Genomic DNA, 18251 nt, shown 5'->3' with positions numbered 1-18251 from the left:
AGCCTGCTTTCATGTGGTCAACCCTTTCACGCCGCCGCTTTCTCCAGGTCCTCGGCACCACCGGTCTCCTGGCCGGTGCTCCGGCCATCGTCCGCGGCCGGAGCATCGACAGCGCCTATGATCTGCGCTCCGACCTCTTCTCGCTCGGGGTCGCATCGGGAGACCCGGACAGCCACTCCGTGGTGCTCTGGACCCGACTCGCACCCGACCCACTCGAGGGCGGGGGCATGCCGGCCTTGCCGGTCCCTGTTTACTGGGAGGTGGCGACCGATCCGGACATGAGCCGCGTCGTTCGCCGGGGGAACCTGATCGCCCAGCCGGGTAACGGACATGCCGTTCATGTCGTGGCGAGGGGACTGCCGTCGAACGCCTGGCTCTATTACCGCTTTCGCGCGCTGGGCACCGACAGTCGAATCGGGCGCACCAGAACCTTCCCGAACCGGCGGGACGACACCGAGCGGATGCGCTTCGCCGTCGCCAACTGCCAGAACTACAACCAGGGGTTCTATCCGGCCTACGCCGACATGCTGACGCAGGACCTGGACTTCGTCCTCCACGTCGGCGACTACATCTACGAGGAGGGGCCGGCGTCCTCGCCGATTGCCCCTGGGCGCGTGCACCGGGGTGCCGAGGTCGTGTCCGTTGCCGATTATCGCAACCGCTACGCGCTCTACAAGCTGGACCCCAACTTGCAGGAAGCGCACGCCCAGCTTCCGTTCATCGTCACGCCGGACGATCACGAGGTGGACAACAACTACGCGGGTCTCAGCCCGGAAGCGTCCAGCCCGACCCAGGGCGTTGATTTCGCGCGGCGGCGGCGCCGCGCCTACCAGGTCTATTCCGAGTCCATGCCGCTGAGACCCGAGAATCGATACGACGGCAACGGCGCCGACCTGCAGATCTATCGTCACCTGGCGTTTGGTGATCTGGCCGCGCTCCACGTTCTGGATACCCGCCAGTACCGCACCGATCAGCCGGCCGGGGACGGGTTCGGCTCGACCGACCCCGACAGTCGGTCCCTGGAAGGCGTCCTCGAAGACCGACTGTACGACGCCGAGGGCATCCTGGACCCCACGGCGACACTCCTGGGTGCCCGCCAGGAGGCCTGGTTGGAGCGGGGCCTGAAGCGCTCCACGGCCAGGTGGAACATCCTGGCTCAGCAGGTCATGGTCATGCCTTGGAACCTGATCGCCGGCGCCCGCAAGCAGATCGAGCTGGATCCGAATCTCGACCCCGCCACGCGGGCGCAATTGCTCGCCGCGGCCGACCGGGTCGACAATCTGTTCAACGTGGATTCCTGGGACGGTTACCAGGCCGCCCGGGAGCGCCTGCTGGGGATGCTGGCGACCATCCGGCCCAGCAACCCCCTTATCCTGACCGGCGACATTCACTCCGCCTGGGCGGCCGACCTGCTCAGCGACTTCGACGCCCCCGACCAAGCCGACCTGCTGGCCGTCGAGCTCGTCTCCACGTCGATCTCCTCGACCTTCCTCGCGATCGACCCCCGGCCCAGCGACTACGTGGTGCGCCACAGCTTGGCCGACAATCCGCACATCCGTTACTTCAACGGACTCTTCCGCGGCTACTTCTACTGCGACATCGACCGCGATCATTGCCAAGCGACCTTCCGTGCCGTCGGGCGGCTCGAAGACCTGCAGAACCCCGACAGCCTCGCGCTGGTGCCCTACGAGGACTCGCCGGTCGCGACCGACGCCGTCTTCTCGATCAATGCCGGCTTCAACACGCCGGGCAGCGGCCAGCGCCTGAGCGGCACCAGTCGGCTGAATCCGAACGGGCCGCTTTAGCGCAAGGACCGGCCGGGGCCCGGCAGCGCGTCATCATCCCGGACCCAGAGTTGGCCGAGAAGGCGTCGGTCCGCGGAGCGGACCCTACCCCGGACGTCTCGACCACCCACTCAGCGCGTGCCGGACGCGGACAGCAGCGGATGGCGAAAGCAATCGATGGTGTGGTCGTTGACCATACCCACCGCCTGCATCAGGGCATAGCAGATGGTACTGCCGACGAAGCGGAAGCCCAGCCGTTTGAGTTCGCGGCTCATGCGGTCCGACTCCGGGGTCTTGGCGGGGACCTCGGCCAGGCTCGCCCAGGTGTTGTGGCGCGGCACGCCGTCGACGAAGTCCCACAGCAGTTCGGACAGGGTCCGGCCGCGTTCATGCAGGGCGAGCACCGCCTGGGCGTTGCTCACCGTGGACTCGACTTTGAGCCGGTTGCGGACGATGCCGGGGTCCGCGAGCAACGCCGCCACCCGCGCCGCGTCGAAGCGGGCAACGGTCGACGGATCGAAGCCCGCAAAGGCCTGCCGATAGCCCTCGCGCTTGCGCAGAATGGTCAGCCAGGAGAGACCGGCCTGGGCGCCTTCCAGGGTCAGCATCTCGAACAAATGACGCTCGTCCCGGTTGGGCACCCCCCACTCCTGATCGTGATAGGCCCGATAGAGCGCGTCGGACCCGCACCAGGCGCAACGTACCTGGGCGTCGTCACTCATTGGGGCAATCGGTCGAGCAGGCCGAAGAGTGCCTGGCCAATGCGCGCGTAATCCTCCGGGGTAGCGGCCAGAATACGCGCGGTCTCCTGAACATAGGGCCCCGGCACCAATTCGTCGGCGCAGACCGCGGTGATGCCCGCGACACTCTCCGGGGTCGACTCCAGATGAAACTGGAGACCCAGTACCCGCCCGTCGTAGAGAAATGCCTGGTGCGCACAGGCGGCACTGCCGGCCAGATGCAGCGCACCCGCGGGCAGGTCGAAGGTATCGCCATGCCAATGAAACACCTGCAAGGACCGCGGCAGCCAGCCGAACAGCTCGGACACCTGCCCATCCGGCGTCAGTTCGATCGGCAGCCAGCCGATTTCCTTGTGCGCATTGCGATACACCCGCGCGCCCAGCGCGGCGGCGATCAACTGAGCACCGAGACAGACCCCGACCAGGGTCTTGCCGGCATCAATGCTCTGCCGGATGAAGGCCTGCTCGGCGGCGAGCCAGGGGTATTCGGCGGTATCCCCCACCCCCATGGGACCGCCCATGATCACCAGCCAGTCGAAGGCGGCCTGGCCGGGCGGCTCGGCGCCGTCGTAGAGGGGGGTCTCGGCCAGGGTGTGGCCGCGGGCGTCGGCCCAGTCGGCGACGCCAAAGGGACCTTCAAATGGAACATGTTGCAGACACTGGATACGCATGGTTCAACAACCCGGCTCTTCAGGGATCAGTTCCAGGGCGCTGTTGAGCAGCGCGCCGGCGCGGTAGAGTCCGATCAGGGTCTTGGCATCGGTGATGGTGCCGTCATTGCACCAGTCCAAGGCTTGATTCAGCGGCAGCCAGTGGACCTCGATCACCTCATCGACACCGTGATCGTGCGCGCTGATCGCGAGATCGCGCGCCAGCCACAGGTAGATGATCTCGGTGAAGACGCCGGGTGAACTGTGCATGAAGCCCAGATCAATCCAATCCGCGGCCGTCACGCCCGCCTCTTCCGCCAACTCACGGGTGGCGGTGGTCAGGGGCGACTCACCGGGGTCGATCTTGCCCGCCGGCAGTTCCCACAGCCAGCCGTTCCCGGCATGGCGGAACTGGCGCAGCAGGCACACCCGCGACTGCGCATCCAGCGCCACCGCCGCCGCGCCGCCGGGGTGACGAATGATCTCGAGATCGACCTGTCGCCCGTTGGGCAGTTCAACCGTTTCCAGGCCAACGTCGATCACGCGGCCCTGGAAGATGGGCTCGCGTTTCAGGATTCGCTCCTCGTTCATAGCGCAACCTCTATCATTATCACCGCCCGTCCGGCCAGAGCTCAACAAGGCCGTCTTCAGGTCCAGTACATCCCAGCCCCGATCCTGAATCCAGCCCCACCAACGGAAAAAAACCTCGGATCACGAACCAAACCAACCGCCAGTGGTTTCACGCGCAAGAAACGACCAGCGCGAAAACCTATTACGCCCGGCGTTGTTGGGGAGGAACACCGCCCCGGCGTAAAATGCCCGCACGGACCCGGAAGATGTCAGGCACATCGATCTTGCCGTTCTTACGCACGTCCATCACGCCGATGTCTTGCAGGAGTTTGAGGAGGGAGGCCATTTGACCATCATCCGTTTCAAACTCGTTCGCCAAGACGAGATCGATCGGCGCACGGGTACCGGTATATCGGTCAAGAATCTCCGTCACTACACCGGCTGACCGCCAACGACTGTAGATCTCGTCTTTCAACGCGGGCACCGAGGCGCCGTGCAAAGGTTCCAATGCCTGGGTCACCCAGGGATAATCCTCTTGTAATTCCGCCAGACGATGATCGGAAGCGGCGCGGACGCCGTTATTGATGTCGTTGAAGTCGATAGCCGAAGCGGTAGGGGCTTGCGCATGATCGGCGGCGGCCTTGAGCGCCTTCAGGAAGGTCCTCGGCGACACCTCGCCGCGCGCGTCACTCAGGTGCAGTGGCATCCAGGTATAGGGAGCACCGCGGTTCTTTCCCCTCCCCATAAACGCCCCGGCAATTACTTCAAACACCCGCCGCTGCTGATCTTCGCTGGTAACCAAGTCCTGAGGTAATCTGGACGGATGGTTCGATCTGGGGACAATCCCGAAACCCCGACAAACCGCCCGAATCGCCTTGGTTGATACGGGGGATCGCAGCAACTCAAAGTACAACAAGGCGTACAGGTCGGTGGGGCGCCACCATAGACGCAGGGCCTCACCTCGGATCTTCGAGCCGTCAGGAAATTGGAAGAGGGAGGCATTCTCGAATTGGTCGGGGCGCATGAAGATCTTGAGTCGGATCGCCTTGTAGCTCTTCATCGCCAATGCGGTCTGTAGCAGCCCTTTAGTCAACTCGTTGATGCGGCTCCAATCGTCCGCCATCTGCTCCAGTTGATCAAAGAGAATCAGCACGCGCTCTTTCTTTTCACTCAATACCCGGTCCGCGTTCCGAAACAGCGCCTGCTGATCGTCCGGGTTGTCCTTGATCCAGGCGATGAGGTCATTGAATTTGGCAGGTATCGCATGCTCGATAATCGGGGCCAAACAGCGAACGACGGCAGCGCGCCACAGGAGTAGCGGCAGCGTTTTTGACTTCATACCCGTGATGTGAGCGCTGCTGATCAGTGCATTGCCGCCACCCTCCCCACCGGAGAAACCAAAACGAACCGTCAAACCATCGAGTCGGCGCTGATAACGGTATTCGCGATAGCCCTCGGCGATGGCGGAACGCGCCTTTTCATCCGCCAGCGCACTGGCCCAAAAACTCTTGCCCACGCCGCGATTGCCTACCACCAAGGCAACATCCGGATTGAGCGCGGCATCATGGCCATATGGAAAGAAGATCTGATCAGGCTCGACCGGGTCCCCGGCGACATGATGTGCGAGGTCAGGCAGTGCTGCCAGACCCGCCCGGATCGCGGTGAGGTCGCCTGACAAAGCGGCAGTCACGTCCGGCCGTCCCGACTCAACCCGAGCAAATCCCAGGTCCGATTCAGGAAATCACCGAATGGTCCGCGATACACGTCAGGGTCCAGGGGCGTGCCATCGGAGGGTGAATCGAAGGCCATGTAATCCGGATGAAATGCGACGAACAAGGCGTCATGAGGAACGCCACGTCCGGCATCGGCGACACCGAAATTGAAGTCAGCAACCTGGACCGATCCATCGGCAGCCAGGCTTTCCTTATCGTAGAGGAACTCGGCACAAAGGCCATGCAACCGATCGCGGAAGTCAATCCGCTGCTGGGCCGATGAGGGCGCTTTCGCCTGGACGAACGACAGGTGCCCGCGCCAATCCCGGTAGCCACTTGGGCCAGTTCCGAAGCAATGCAGGAGATGGGCGAAAAGATAGCGATAACTATGAAAGGTCTGGGGTTGATCCGCGCCGAAGAACAGGATCTCAGCGCCTAGCGCCAGCAATGCCGGCGCACTGGATTCCGCAAGTCCGGCCCGCGCATCGATCAGGATCACGTCGTATTCGGCACGTGCGGCAAACCGGTCGACCATTTCGCGGACTTGATTGGTAAACGAGATCGGCCCACGGCTGCCTGCATCCTCGACATGCGCCCGCGACAACTTCGCCAGCATCGTCTCCGGGTGCTGGTCGGTCACCCGTCCGACCACCGGCACTACATCAACCGAGCCGTCAGTGAACGGGCTGACACCGACGAAATCGAAAAGCTCCTCATCGGCCACACCGCCCAAGCCGTTCTCAACGAGATAGTCCAATACGCCATAGTTGGGGCGCCGATCCTGCGCCGGGTCCTCTGACGCATCCAGCAGCATGAATCCAATGCCTGGTGCCTCCAAATCCAGATCAATAGCGAGCGCCTTGAGTCCATGTCGCGCCAGATCCGCGGCCAGGACCGCCAGTGCCGTCGAACGTCCAACGCCGCCCTTGAGGGAACTGAATACCAACCTCGGCGGACCACCCTGCGGCACCGGTTCCGGAGGAACCATCCAGTCCGCACCGACGAAACGGCGGTCCACCATGCGGATGATCCGCGGCCCCTCTGCCGGACGGCCAGGCAACACGACAGGAATCTCGCTGGCCGCTTGATCTTTGACCAAGGCAGCCGCAATCCGCCCATCAATGACCGGCCGCATGGACGCATAGGCACCCAAGGTCTTGCTCAAGCTAGCTGCGAGGGCCTGCGCATCGGGCAGCGACTCACGGGCGACCATAAGGCGGCCTTCACCATCACGCAAGAAGACCGTCGCGTCGTCGAGCGGAATCCCTGCCGCTTCGACTTCAGCCACCAGGCGCCCCAGGCTTTCGTGAAATCGCAATGTCACCAGGGTATCCTCAGACCATCAGCACGAGCCGCCGCAGGAACAGGTCGGCATCCTGCGCCCAGCGCGCGCAATCAGCGGGGTCCACCGGGGTACATTGGTCATCGGCGTAGCGGATGTCGATCGACCAACCCTGAAATCGGCCAAAAAAAGCCGGATCGTCAACTACCGACTGGATCTGGGCACCGATGCATCCGCTTGCGAACAAGCGAATGTCGGCGATAAAGTCCCGAATTATCGGGGTCAACTTAGGAAAATGCTTCCCCATCGGCGTATTTGTCCGTTTTATGCCACCCGCATCCCACGCCGGGACTACGCCGGACTTGAGCAGGCCGTATTTCAAGGCGTTCTCACCGACCAGTCCGTAATGGTAGGCGGCGTCGTCGATTTCGCCGTCGGCTTCCAACCTTACGGCCACGCGATGATGCCGCTCGGCCGCGACACTGTATCGCTCGGTCATGTGCTTTCCCCGAATTCCGGACACGAACCGCGTCTGCGGCAAAACATCGATACTCAGTGATTTCGGCGTAACCACGGCTTCTGGGGAAACCGCATGCGATACACCCCGAGTAAGCTCGGAAGTATCCGGACTGTCGATCGTCCGGTCAACGTTGCTGATTTCCGTGCGGACCGACCAAGATAACGAAGTTGCGGCAGATGGATCGGTTGCGCCAGCCAATCTTGAGGTGCCGGCCAGCAGTCTTAGGCGGAACCGGTTACTAGCAGTCTATCGGGCTTACGCTGATAACTTATTGATAAATAGATGTTTCGTCGCCTTTCGGGAACACCATCATATCGAGAAACATCAATCTGTTACGCTGCAAGCCCGACAAACTGCTAGGATGCGAACTCGCCGGCCAGACGCCCGACAAAGACATAGTAAGGAACGCGCAGCCCCGGCAAATAGGGCACCGCGGCACGGTGTTCCGATAACTGATGGTCGGGCAGGAACCCGCGCAGGGCGCGCAGGTGGTCGGGCGTGGGCCGCACCCCGTCATGGGCGAACCAGCGCGGCCAGAACCAGCGGGTCAAGGCGCCGTGCCGCACCAGTCCCGGCGCGGGCTCGACATCCGAGCAGTAGAAGTCGACCACGCCCAGGGCGCCGCCCGGCTTGAGCATGGCGAGCGCGTTGCGGAGCGCCGCCTCCCAGTCCGGGATCATGGTCAGCGAATAGGAGAAGTAAACCAGATCGACCGGCGCCGCCGGGCGATAGGTGCAGGCATCGGCCTCCACCACCCGCACATTGGGCAGACCGCGGGTCCGCCGCCGCGCCTGTTCGAGCAGTGCCGAACACAGGTCGACCAACGTGACTGACTCCAGGGTTGCCAGGCGCTCGCCCAGAAATCCCAGATTGCGCCCGGTGCCGGCGCCCAGTTCGACCACCACCGCGCCGGGTTCGGGAGCCAACCGCTCCATCAACTCCGCCCGGCCGTGCAGCAGGCGCTCACGGAACGCGTCATAGTGCGCGGCCTGGGGACCGTAGAAACCTTGCAGCCGTTCCGCCAGAGTGCCGCGACGGGGCTGGCCGCGCACCAGCCGCCACAGGACCTGGGCATCGCTGACACCCATGGTCAGGCCCCGGCCAGGTCGGCGACATGGAAACCGGCATAGGTGTGCACCCGATCCTGACGCTGCAGATCGCGGGCCATGGCGTCGTGGAAGACCAGGCGTTCGCGCAGTCGGGTGCGTTGTTCGCCGAGTTCGATCAGGTCCAGATAGGCCGGAGCCGCATGGGCGCTACGGAAGATCACCCGCGCCCCCGGCGCGGCGCGGTCCAGGATGGCGGTCCACTCCTCGGCCAGCGCCTCCGGGTAATAGGAACTCATCCAGTCCATGTGATCGAGCAGCACGAACTTGGAAATGCGCTCCGGGGTCGACTGGAGAAAGGCGGTCACGGTACAGGTATGAGGCTCCACCCGATCGGCGAGACCCGCTTTGAGGGCCTGGAAATTGTCGCGCTTCAGGTACTCCGGACAGCAGCTTTGCGTGTAATGCCCGTTGATGTAGACAGTCCAGAAATAATTGGTCCAGACCGGCAACTCGCGGAACACATACTCGACCGCCTCGCGGATGAAACCCGCCACCCCGCGGTGATGCTGCGCCTGGACCTGACGGCGCTGGGCATAGGGCACCCCCAGCATACTCATGGTCAGTTGACGCGACAGGGTCCAGTTCATTCCCGGCCCCCACATCAGCGGCTGAACCCGGGTGTCATAGATGGTTCGCTGATCCTCCAGGCTGCCGGCCTGAAACAATTCCCCGACGCTCGCCGCCAGGCGCGGGCGGACCTTGAGGTAGGTGTGAAAGGCGCGGGCCACGGTGCCGGACAGTCCCTGGAAGTAAAAGCTCCCCTGCCGACTGCTGAACCAATGCAGACGATCGTCCCAAAACTGTTGGGCGAACGGCGAGAGATCGGCGCGCAGGCTGTCATGATAGACCTCGCGGAAACTGTCGTGGACGCCGCTGCCGAACAAGGCAAAGAAGTCATCGAAGGCGAGGCGCCGGATACCCGACAACTTAAGTTCCAGCAGCGCCGTCTGCCGCGGATTGGCGTCCACCGCGTGGATACGCCGAGGCCCAGCCAAAGCATAATCCAGCACGTTACACCCGGCGCTGGTGATCACCAACAGGGTATCATCCGGCCGCAGGTCCAGCGCGATGCGGTCCACCGCGGGATCCTCCCAGCAGGTGTTGTACACCAGTGACCTGGCATAGATGGCGTTGAAGACGGCCTGGTCGATACGATCACGAAGGGTAAGGGCTGCTTTCACGGCAAGTCTCTGGATGAGGTCGTGGGGATCGGCTGGGGCGCAAGTCGGGAGAGTGTACCGACCTGAAGTGACCTGGCGATGACTCCCCGGTGACCATGATGTGACTCCACTGCGCTCGCGATACCGGGGCGCCTTGGTCATCGAACCGTAACCCGTTGTACATAGAATCTCGGCTTGCATCCGCCCCGGCGCACGCCGGGGCGGCCCCATGTCGCCAAGAACCAGGTCAGCGTGACGCTCCTGCGCCACCCCGACCTCCGCAGGACCGCAGCACCATGACCACCATCCTTGTTGTCGACGATGAACCGGATATCCGCGAGGTGATCCGCTTTACACTGGAAACCGCGGGCTTCGACGTGATCGAAGCCGGACATGCGGACGAGGCGCGTAAACAACTGACGATCGAGAACCCGGACCTGATTCTGCTGGACTGGATGCTCCCCGGCCGCTCCGGACTGGAACTCGCCCAGCAGCTCAAGCAAAGTCCAAAGACCCGCACCCTGCCAATCATCATGGTCAGCGCGCGCGGCGAAGAGGAGGACCGGATCAAAGGGCTGGATACCGGGGCCGATGATTATATTTCCAAGCCCTTCTCACCGCGTGAAATGGTCGCCCGCATCAACGCCGTGCTGCGCCGCGCCCGGCCGGATGAGTGCGCCGAGGAGATCGAGATCGGCGGACTGCGCATCGACAATGTCAGCCACCGGGTCAGCGCCGAAGGCACTCCGGTCGAGGTGGCACCCACCGAGTATCGGCTGCTGCACTTCCTGATGACCCACAGCGACCGCGCCTTCAGCCGCTCCCAGTTACTCGATCAGGTCTGGGGCGATCAGGTCTACGTGGAGGAACGAACAGTCGATGTGCATGTGCGGCGCCTGCGCAAGGCGCTGGAACCGACCGGACATGACCGACTCCTGCAAACCGTGCGCGGCGTCGGCTACCGCCTGTCCGACAAGACCTGACCGTGAACTTTGAGCTGGGCCTCCTGGCGCTTGCCGCCGCACTGGGTGTCACGCTGCTCCTGTTCGGCGTCCCGCCGGGCTGGGTCTGGCCGCTGGTGCTGCTGCCCTATGCCGCGCGCCATCTGTATCACCTGCTGCGGCTGGTCCGCTTGATCCGTCGCCAGCACCGCCTGGTGCCGCCGTTCCCGCGCGGCCCCTGGGGCGACATCTATCGCGGCATCGCCCAGTATCAGCAGCGCGGGCGCAAGCGGCGCAAGCGCCAGATCCGTTCCAGCCGCCGCTTCCGCGAGGCCGCGGACGCGGTACCCGACGCCCTGGTGACCCTGAACAAACTCCAGCAAATCGACTGGGCCAACCCGGCCGCTGCCGAGTTGCTCGATATCCACTGGCCGCGCGACGACGGCCGCCGACTCGCCGATCTCATCGAGCATCCGGAACTGGTGACCTTCATCGAGACCGGCGAGTACATGCGTCCGCTCGACATCACCCCCGAGCACAACCGCGCCCTCACCTTGTCGCTGCGCATCGCACCCTTCGGCGAACGCAAACGCCAGCGGCTCGTGGTCGCCCGCGACATCACCAAGGTCTATCACCTCGACATGATCCGGCGAGACTTCGTGGCCAACGCCTCCCACGAACTGCGCACCCCGCTGACGGTCATCACCGGATTTCTGGAAAACCTGGCGGATGCCCCGACCACCCCGCCCGCTCACCGTCGACCGCTCACGTTGATGCAACACCAGGCCGAGCGGATGCGCTCCATCATCGACGACCTGCTGACCCTGTCGCGGCTAGAGATGACCGACCAGGACACCACCCAGGTGCCGGTCGACGTCGCGGAGGATCTGGCCCATATCGTCCATGAAGCCGAGACCCTGAGCGCCGGCCGGCACCACTTCAGGGTCGCCGTGGACGCGACCCTGCTGCTGATCGGCAATCCGGTCGAACTGCGCAGCGTCTTTGCCAATCTGATCCACAACGCGGTGCGCCACACGCCCGACGGCACCACCATCGACATCCGCTGGACCGCGGATACGGACGACCCGCTGTTCACGGTGACGGACGACGGCGAAGGCATCCCGGCGGAGCACCTGCCGCGACTCACCGAGCGCTTCTACCGCGTGGATCGCGGCCGCTCGCGCGCCTCCGGCGGCACCGGTCTCGGGCTTGCCATCGTCAAGCACGTTCTCAAACGGCACGGCGGCCGTCTCCTGATCGCCAGCACCCTGGGCGTCGGCTCCCGGTTCGCCTGCCAGTTCCCCCCGGCGCGGGGCATGGTGCGGCAGCAAACCGAACTGGACCTGGAGTGTATTCGCCGCGTCACCACGCCTGAGGCGGAGCGCGACTGTTCATGAGCCCGGACAGCCGCTCGCCTGGCGTCCGCGGCGTCGACCTGGCACGCAACGCCACGGCTGAAGTCGTGGACTCCAGCGGTTATAGTCCCGGTTCCGGTTGTGTCGACCCGCCAGGACTGGCAGAATCAAGAAGGCTGAAGCCTTGGACTCCAGGCGTCTTGTGTCGCGTGCCGCCTGATTCATGGACCCAGTGTGGCTGCAGATACCAATCGACTGACGACTGACCTGATCGCTTCCCTTAGGAACGCGCACCCCCACGCCCTGCCGCGCCTCACGGACCGTCGGCAGCCATGCTTCCAGGTTCGGGTTCATCCGCCGCGTCAGGCCAGCTGCGTCACCCGCCTGACCCACCATCTGGACCACACCCATTGCAACCGCTCAGCCCTTACCGTCTGCTGCCGCTCTTCGCCGAACTGCCCGCCATCCGCCGTGTCCGGGCCTGGCTGGACCATTGGACGGTGCATACCACGACCTTCATGAAGATCGCCATCGGCTACTGCCTGATGGATTTCACCACCTATGTCGCCTATTTGCTGACCGATCGGGTGCCGTCGTTGAGCACCATCTACATCGAATGGCCCGCGGTCTTCTGGCTCTATGTCGCCGGGGTCGCGGTCGCCGCCACCTACGGGCGACGGGCGCATCACCGCATCGCGCGGGTCGGCAAATCATTCATTCCCGATACCCCAGGCGGCGACCGCCTGTCCGTCTTCTATCCGGCCTTGCGCGTCTTTTCCGATCCGATCCGCTATGCCAATCGCAACCCCAGGTATCTGAACCGGCTCGCCTACCTGATGATCGGGTTCGCGCTGCTGGTCCTGGTTCGCGTGCTGTTCTTTCTCGACACCGTACCGACCGACGGCGCTCATGCCATGGAACTGATGACCTTACTCACCATCCCGATTTTCTGTCTGATCGTCCTGTTCGAGGAATATTATCGCGGCTATCTGTTCCAACTGCGTTATGTTCGCCGGCTCAATGCCAGGACCAAAGTGGCTGAGCAGGCCATCCACGCCGCCGATATTCTGCGTGCCAAGAACAAAGAACAGGAGGATGTCATGGCCCTGGTCGCGCACAAATTTCGCGGCTCACTGGACCGCATCATCTATAATACGGACCATGAGAACAGCCCCTGGGTGCATCGCGAGGCGGTCAGCACCATGCGCGGTCTGCTCGATATTTTCAGCCTGATCTCAACCGATACCGAACTGCTACGCCGCAAGCTGCAGCAGGACCATAGCGGCGACTCCAGCCTGGAGCAGGTCGCCATCCGCTCCCTGGGGCTCGCACTCGGACAACTGCTCTCAAGGCGCGGGAGCGAACGTATCCAACAACATTTCCTGAGTTACGCGCGTGACAATGCGCTGGTTCCGGGGGCCACCCGGCTGCGGGATTGGCATGAGCGGCACCTGCGCCTTGGTGAACAGTTGCGCGGCGAGTGGGAGCAGTCACTGATGGAACTGCTCCCGCGGGCGGACCTGCCGCTGCTCTGCGAGTGGGTCGGTGCCCGCTGTTTTCCGCTGCACACCCGCGGGTTCGCGGACGCACCCATCCGCTTCACCGCCTACGGCACCACGGAATCCTTCTTGACCATCCTGCTGACCGAGTCATTCACCAACCTCTTCAAATACTCGGCATGCTCGGATCACGCGCCGGCGCGCGCCTGGTGCGACCTCGCCGACGGCCACGTGCAACTGGGCTTCAGCAACCCGACCACGCCAAGCGCCGCGGCGATGGTCAAGGGGAGCGGGCGCGGCCATGATTTCTTACGCTTACTCACTGAGAAGCTGGACGGGCAGGTCATCGCCGCTACCGACGGCCATCAATTCACTTTGGTCTTGCAGTTACCTGCAAACCTGTTCCTGGAGTAGGGCCAATGAGCCATTTTCTGTGGATCGAAGACTTTGAAAGCGATATCCAGGCCACCGTTGATCAGGTCTTCGGCCTGGCCGACGCGCCGACTGCCGTGCAGGACCTCAAAGAATGGCTGGAGGACCGCGGCGTCACCCTCAAGACCACCTTCTTCGCCGCCTTGCGTTTCGTTCGTGATCCCATGCGCTTGAGCGAAATCGACTATGTGGTCATCGATATCGACCTGAAGCCCTATGAGGATTACGACCTGGATGACCCGGAGTGTGTCGCCGAGATCGACAGCTTTCTGCGGGAGAAAGGCTATCTGCGGGAGCAGCGGGGCGATAGTCAACCCCTGGGACCGGTGTGGCGAGCCGCCGTCAATGAATTGAAAAAAGTGGCAGGCTATCATATCTTCACCGAACTGCTGATCGAGGCCGGGTTCCCAAAGCGGCACATCCTCTTCTGCTCGAATCACGGGGATCAGCTCACCTCCATTACGCAGGCGTTTGCCGCGGCGAAACTGCACCCCCCGGTCATCCATACCAAACGCGATGCCGAGGTCAATCGCTGGATCCTAGATAAGCGCGCGGATGAGTATTCCGTCCTGCGCCGCGGGATACTGCGCGGCTGTGCCGCCGCGGAGGCGATGATGGACCAAGGAGACGGGGCCGCTCTGGTCTTCTCACTGTTCTTCAAGCGGGAGGACGAACCCGAATGGCCGCCGGGACCGGCCTGTCCCGTCTATGTGCGCGACTATTTGGGCAGCCTGACCGCCCTGCTGCCCTTGACCGCACCGCGGCCGGCGGAACAGCGCAAGCAGCGTTATCGGATCTTCCTGCACGCCCTGAGCCGGGAATGGGACAATCGCGCCAAGGTCAATCACCTGCAGGACAAGGGCACCTACATGGCCGCCTACGGCACCATCCTGAAGGAAGTCCGCAATTGGACCTCGCATACCCAACTGCTCGATGATCTGAGCGAGGCCGATGTGGCCTTCATCTTCATGGCGAATCTGCGGGCCATGTTCGCCTTCCCGCCGGAATTGCAGCCGCATGAGCGGCTGCTGCTCGACCTGCTCGGCCGCGCCTATGGGGAGGTGAGTGAAGACCTGGCCCGTGAACTGATCGGCGAGGATGCGCCGGGACGCAAACTTCCGCTGGACCGCGTCTATTTCGAGACCAAGCGCATGCTCGGCGAGCGGCGCAGCGCCGACGACAACGACCCCTATTACGACCAACTGATTCGCGAACTGGAAAAGGATACCTCGAACCGCGTGGATGAACGCGACCGGCACTTCTTCCTGCAAAGCCTCTATCGCATGTTCTGGTTCTACCCCAGCCGCATGAAGCGCGTGAAATACGGCTGGGCTCCGTCGAGTGATTCCGGGACCACGACCCTGTTCCGCTATTTCGATTATTCACGTAACCAGCAACACAGTTTTGCCTTCCACCTGGCACGGCATATCCTGATCCGCAGCTTCCCGGAGACATTCGCGCGGCTGCGCGGCGAGGGCCATGATCGGCACTCCGGCCAGAGCGATCATCCGGATGTATCCACAGAGGTCACAGATATTCACAGATAAAAAATCATCTGTGAACATCTCATGGATCAGACCTACAACCTGGTATCCCATTCCAACTTAAGTTGCTACGTCATTCCGGCAGGATGCCGGAATCCAGTGCCATGGATGGTACCTCGCAGCGAGCACAGACCAACAAGATAAGATGGAACGCCTTACCAGGACCTCGGCGGGAGTTGGCCGGAACGATCATCGATGCCGGGGCGAGAAAGAAAAAATGACGACGTCATCCCATATCGCTATCGATATCGACAACCAGACCCTGACCCTCTTTGCGGGAGGACGGGTGCGCACCCGCTACCCGGTCTCGACCGCCTTGAACGGCGTGGGAGAATTCAACGGGAGTGGCTGCACACCGCGCGGACTGCACCGGGTGCGGCTGCGCATCGGCGCCGGCTGTCCCGTCGGCACCGTGTTCCGTGCCCGCCGCCCGACCGGCGAGATCTACGGACCTGAACTGGCGGCGGCCTATCCGGAACGTGACTGGATCTTGACCCGCATCCTGTGGCTGACCGGATGCGAATCAGGCATCAACCGCGGCGGCGGTGTCGACACGCTCCGCCGCTTCATTTATATCCACGGCTGCCCGGACTGCGTGCCCTTGGGAGAACCCCGCTCGCATGGCTGCATCCGGATGCACAGCGCGGAGCTGGTGGACTTGTTCGATGCCACCCCGGTGGGGACGCCGATACAGATCCGCACCGGCCTCGATCAAGATTCCGCCCGTGCGTAGTCAGGCCATCCTGGCCTGACACCGTCAGGGCTGGAAGCCCTGACTACGCACGCCGCTGGCCGGGATTACGATCAAGGCCTCCGCACCCGCGATTGCGATCTCACTCCCCATACCCCCCGCGCCCGGTCCCGCGAATATCACGGGCGAAATAGCTGACGCGGCCGGCGGGAATCACGGTCACACCGCCCGGCGTCACCGTATAACGCTGACGGTCCTTTTCCGCATCGAAACCGATTCGCTCGCCCGCTTCGATAAGGTTATGGCGGTCCACGATCACGTTACGCAGATGCGCTCCGCGGCAGACCCGCACATAGTCCATGACGATGCAGTTCTCCAGGACCACGTCATCCTCGATCACGGTCTCGCGCCGGATGATGGAGTTGGTGATGCGCGTTCCCTCATGGATCACGGTAGCGGCACCGAGCAGACTGTTGCGGATTTCACCGCCCTGGATCCGCGCGACCGGACCCTGGTAACCGCTGGAGAATACAGGCCACTCGGGGTTGAACATATCGAACGTCGGTTGCGCGCCCAGCACGTCTTTATGGGCATCGAAGTAGGCGTCGATGTTACCCACATCGCGCCAGTAGACGCGGTCCTCGTAATCCTTGATACCGGGAATGATGTTGGTGGCAAAGTCATAGGCGAACAGCCGATGGGTTTGCAGCAGTCGCGGCAGCACATGGTGACCGAAATCGGTCTCGCCGGCCTCCTGGGTCTCGCGCAGCGCCTGGAGCAGCACATCGGTGTTGAAGACGTAGTTGCCCATGGAAGCATAGGCCTGGGTGGGATCGGTGGCCAAGGGCGTGGGATGGGCCGGCTTCTCCTCGAACGCGCTGATCTGTCCCTGCGCATTGGCGGCGATGACACCGAACGAGGAGGCATCCCGCAGCGGCACCGGCAGGGCGGCAATGGTCACATCGGCCTGGCGCTCTTTGTGGAAGTCCACCATCTGCCGGATATCCATCCGATAGATATGATCCGCCCCGAACACCACCACCAGGTCGGGCCGATGCTCCTCGATCAGGTTGATGTTCTGGTGAACGGCATCGGCGGTCCCCTGAAACCAATGATCGCCGGAACGCATTTGCGGCGGCACCACGGTGACGAACTGACTCTGGAGCAAGGGCGAGATGGTCCAGGCCTTGCGGACATGCTCGATCAAGGACTGTGACTTGTATTGCACCAGCAGATAGATGGTCTGAATCTGGGAATTGACCAGATTGCTGAGCACGAAATCGACGATGCGGTAGCGGGAACCGAAGGGCACGGAAGGCTTGGAGCGGGCTGAGGTCAGGGGTTGGAGCCGCGCACCTTGGCCGCCGGCCATGACGAAAGCAATGATTCGATCGTTATTCATGATTCCTCCACGTGCCCGTAATCTGGGCCCTCAGTGATGTTGCCGCCCGCAACGAGGGCGGTGGCGCTCCCCGGAACTCGCGTCACTCCGGGCGGCGACCATGATGTACCCGCTTCGCCCGCCTCACGGCGGCGCGGGCGTGATGAACCCTCGTCCGGCCCTGGGCCGCCCGATGCCCGCCGACGGCTGCCGCGCCGCAGCGTCCATCCGGCTCCTTCGCCCGCGTCCTTGCCCAACCTCAAAGGTAGGCATGGTACGGCAGAAATGCCCAAGTTTCTTGCTCTACCGACCAAGGCCCCGACCATTTTTGTTGAGCGGCAGGGCGCGCGGCCTTGCCGATCGCTCCGGCCGACCGTGCTCGGTCCGCGCCGCGGACCCGCCGGTCAGTCCGCGATCCATAGATCCGTTGCCAATCGCCTGAGGTTAGGTCGGATTGCTGATGTGATCGGCGGGCTGGGTAGACTGATCCTGGCGCGTCGATTTATGCTACGCTTTGTAGGCACACATATTCGAGGTTTTCCATGGAAACGCTTGATGTCTTCTCCGTCCGGGATCTCCGCACCCGCTCCGGCGACCTGCTGAAGGACGCCGAGCTTGGCCAAATCTCCCTCATCACGAAGCACGGCCGTCCTGCCATCCTCGCCTTGCCGTTCGACCGACGGCTGCTGGATCAAGGGGTCCACCGCGCCTTGGCGCTGAGTCTGTTCGAGCGTCGGCAACTGACCCTGGCGCAAGCGGCCAAGGTTGCCGGGCTGTCCTTGGGCGAATTTATCGACCTGCTTGGGTCGCTCGGCCTGGCCGCCGTGGACTACCCGGTGGAGGAATTAGCGGGCGAGTTGGATGCCGCGCTCTGACGGTAT

At 63.2% G+C, this 18251-nt stretch carries 16 protein-coding genes; 7 read left to right on the top strand and 9 right to left on the bottom strand.

Annotated features, from left to right (window positions below; translation table 11 throughout):
- The first annotated feature begins 11 nt into the window (after nucleotides 1-11).
- Nucleotides 12-1805 carry an alkaline phosphatase D family protein gene (locus tag A39O_RS33605; protein WP_020505415.1) on the top strand — a complete coding sequence of 598 codons (1794 nt, stop codon included), beginning with the start codon at nucleotides 12-14 and terminating at the stop codon, nucleotides 1803-1805.
- A gap of 110 nt (nucleotides 1806-1915) precedes the next feature.
- Here the strand turns inward: A39O_RS33605 and A39O_RS0114655 are convergent, their stop codons facing one another.
- The 8 genes from A39O_RS0114655 to A39O_RS0114620 all read right to left on the bottom strand — a co-directional run bounded on the left by A39O_RS0114655 (nucleotide 1916) and on the right by A39O_RS0114620 (nucleotide 9548).
- Complete coding sequence (locus tag A39O_RS0114655) at nucleotides 1916-2506, bottom strand: DNA-3-methyladenine glycosylase I (RefSeq protein WP_020505414.1); 591 nt, start codon at nucleotides 2504-2506, stop codon at nucleotides 1916-1918.
- Nucleotides 2503-3195, bottom strand: a complete 693-nt coding sequence (locus A39O_RS0114650; protein WP_020505413.1) for a type 1 glutamine amidotransferase — start codon at nucleotides 3193-3195, stop codon at nucleotides 2503-2505. Before A39O_RS0114650 ends, A39O_RS0114655 begins: the two co-directional genes overlap by 4 nt.
- Before the next feature lie 3 nt (nucleotides 3196-3198).
- On the bottom strand, nucleotides 3199-3765 hold the full coding sequence (locus tag A39O_RS0114645; RefSeq protein ID WP_020505412.1) for an NUDIX domain-containing protein: 567 nt from the start codon (nucleotides 3763-3765) through the stop codon (nucleotides 3199-3201).
- 181 nt (nucleotides 3766-3946) lie between these two features.
- Nucleotides 3947-5434: a hypothetical protein gene (locus A39O_RS0114640; RefSeq protein ID WP_020505411.1), complete on the bottom strand. Its 1488-nt coding sequence runs from the start codon at nucleotides 5432-5434 to the stop codon at nucleotides 3947-3949.
- Complete coding sequence (locus A39O_RS36645; RefSeq protein ID WP_157640115.1) at nucleotides 5431-6780, bottom strand: KGGVGR-motif variant AAA ATPase; 1350 nt, start codon at nucleotides 6778-6780, stop codon at nucleotides 5431-5433. Before A39O_RS36645 ends, A39O_RS0114640 begins: the two co-directional genes overlap by 4 nt.
- 10 nt (nucleotides 6781-6790) lie before the next feature.
- Nucleotides 6791-7237 carry a hypothetical protein gene (locus tag A39O_RS0114630; RefSeq protein ID WP_020505409.1) on the bottom strand — a complete coding sequence of 149 codons (447 nt, stop codon included), beginning with the start codon at nucleotides 7235-7237 and terminating at the stop codon, nucleotides 6791-6793.
- 377 nt (nucleotides 7238-7614) lie between these two features.
- Nucleotides 7615-8346 (bottom strand): class I SAM-dependent methyltransferase, encoded by a 732-nt coding sequence (locus A39O_RS0114625; RefSeq protein WP_020505408.1) that lies wholly within the window; start codon nucleotides 8344-8346, stop codon nucleotides 7615-7617.
- A 2-nt stretch (nucleotides 8347-8348) separates the two neighbouring features.
- Nucleotides 8349-9548, bottom strand: coding sequence for a DUF3419 family protein (locus A39O_RS0114620; protein ID WP_020505407.1), 1200 nt, complete (start codon nucleotides 9546-9548; stop codon nucleotides 8349-8351).
- Nucleotides 9549-9823: 275 nt separating this feature from the next.
- Between A39O_RS0114620 and phoB the strand changes: the two genes are divergently transcribed.
- The 5 genes from phoB to A39O_RS0114595 all read left to right on the top strand — a co-directional run bounded on the left by phoB (nucleotide 9824) and on the right by A39O_RS0114595 (nucleotide 16031).
- Nucleotides 9824-10510: a phosphate regulon transcriptional regulator PhoB gene (gene phoB, locus A39O_RS0114615; protein WP_020505406.1), complete on the top strand. Its 687-nt coding sequence runs from the start codon at nucleotides 9824-9826 to the stop codon at nucleotides 10508-10510.
- 2 nt (nucleotides 10511-10512) lie between these two features.
- Nucleotides 10513-11865, top strand: coding sequence for a phosphate regulon sensor histidine kinase PhoR (phoR, locus tag A39O_RS0114610; protein ID WP_020505405.1), 1353 nt, complete (start codon nucleotides 10513-10515; stop codon nucleotides 11863-11865).
- 368 nt (nucleotides 11866-12233) lie between these two features.
- Nucleotides 12234-13736: a hypothetical protein gene (locus A39O_RS0114605; RefSeq protein ID WP_020505404.1), complete on the top strand. Its 1503-nt coding sequence runs from the start codon at nucleotides 12234-12236 to the stop codon at nucleotides 13734-13736.
- Nucleotides 13737-13741: 5 nt separating this feature from the next.
- A complete protein-coding gene (locus A39O_RS0114600; protein WP_020505403.1) occupies nucleotides 13742-15301 on the top strand; it encodes a hypothetical protein in 1560 nt (519 codons plus the stop codon).
- 214 nt (nucleotides 15302-15515) lie between these two features.
- Nucleotides 15516-16031, top strand: a complete 516-nt coding sequence (locus A39O_RS0114595; protein WP_020505402.1) for a L,D-transpeptidase — start codon at nucleotides 15516-15518, stop codon at nucleotides 16029-16031.
- Nucleotides 16032-16131: 100 nt separating this feature from the next.
- On the opposite strand, the gene A39O_RS0114590 is transcribed toward A39O_RS0114595, so the two are convergent.
- Nucleotides 16132-17391: a glucose-1-phosphate adenylyltransferase gene (locus A39O_RS0114590; RefSeq protein ID WP_020505401.1), complete on the bottom strand. Its 1260-nt coding sequence runs from the start codon at nucleotides 17389-17391 to the stop codon at nucleotides 16132-16134.
- A 521-nt stretch (nucleotides 17392-17912) separates the two neighbouring features.
- On the opposite strand from A39O_RS0114590, the gene A39O_RS33595 reads away from it, so the two are divergent.
- The gene (locus A39O_RS33595) at nucleotides 17913-18245 is read left to right on the top strand and encodes a type II toxin-antitoxin system prevent-host-death family antitoxin (protein WP_020505400.1); all 333 of its coding nucleotides are present in this window, start codon (nucleotides 17913-17915) and stop codon (nucleotides 18243-18245) included.
- The last annotated feature ends 6 nt before the right edge of the window (nucleotides 18246-18251 follow it).

This window comes from Lamprocystis purpurea DSM 4197, assembly GCF_000379525.1.
GTDB classification, from domain to species: domain Bacteria; phylum Pseudomonadota; class Gammaproteobacteria; order Chromatiales; family Chromatiaceae; genus Thiodictyon; species Thiodictyon purpureum.
This window is presented reverse-complemented; position numbering and strand designations above follow the sequence as displayed.

Excerpts from the sequence above, each read along its gene's own strand:
- A39O_RS0114645 (WP_020505412.1), bottom strand. The coding sequence starts at position 3,765 with ATGAACGAGGAGCGAATCCTGAAACGCGAGCCCATCTTCCAGGGCCGC.
- A39O_RS0114625 (WP_020505408.1), bottom strand. The coding sequence starts at position 8,346 with ATGGGTGTCAGCGATGCCCAGGTCCTGTGGCGGCTGGTGCGCGGCCAG.
- A39O_RS0114595 (WP_020505402.1), top strand. The coding sequence starts at position 15,516 with ATGACGACGTCATCCCATATCGCTATCGATATCGACAACCAGACCCTG.
- A39O_RS0114630 (WP_020505409.1), bottom strand. The coding sequence starts at position 7,237 with ATGACCGAGCGATACAGTGTCGCGGCCGAGCGGCATCATCGCGTGGCC.
- A39O_RS0114600 (WP_020505403.1), top strand. The coding sequence starts at position 13,742 with ATGAGCCATTTTCTGTGGATCGAAGACTTTGAAAGCGATATCCAGGCC.
- A39O_RS0114590 (WP_020505401.1), bottom strand. The coding sequence starts at position 17,391 with ATGAATAACGATCGAATCATTGCTTTCGTCATGGCCGGCGGCCAAGGT.
- A39O_RS33595 (WP_020505400.1), top strand. The coding sequence starts at position 17,913 with ATGGAAACGCTTGATGTCTTCTCCGTCCGGGATCTCCGCACCCGCTCC.
- phoB (WP_020505406.1), top strand. The coding sequence starts at position 9,824 with ATGACCACCATCCTTGTTGTCGACGATGAACCGGATATCCGCGAGGTG.
- A39O_RS0114655 (WP_020505414.1), bottom strand. The coding sequence starts at position 2,506 with ATGAGTGACGACGCCCAGGTACGTTGCGCCTGGTGCGGGTCCGACGCG.
- A39O_RS0114650 (WP_020505413.1), bottom strand. The coding sequence starts at position 3,195 with ATGCGTATCCAGTGTCTGCAACATGTTCCATTTGAAGGTCCCTTTGGC.
- A39O_RS33605 (WP_020505415.1), top strand. The coding sequence starts at position 12 with ATGTGGTCAACCCTTTCACGCCGCCGCTTTCTCCAGGTCCTCGGCACC.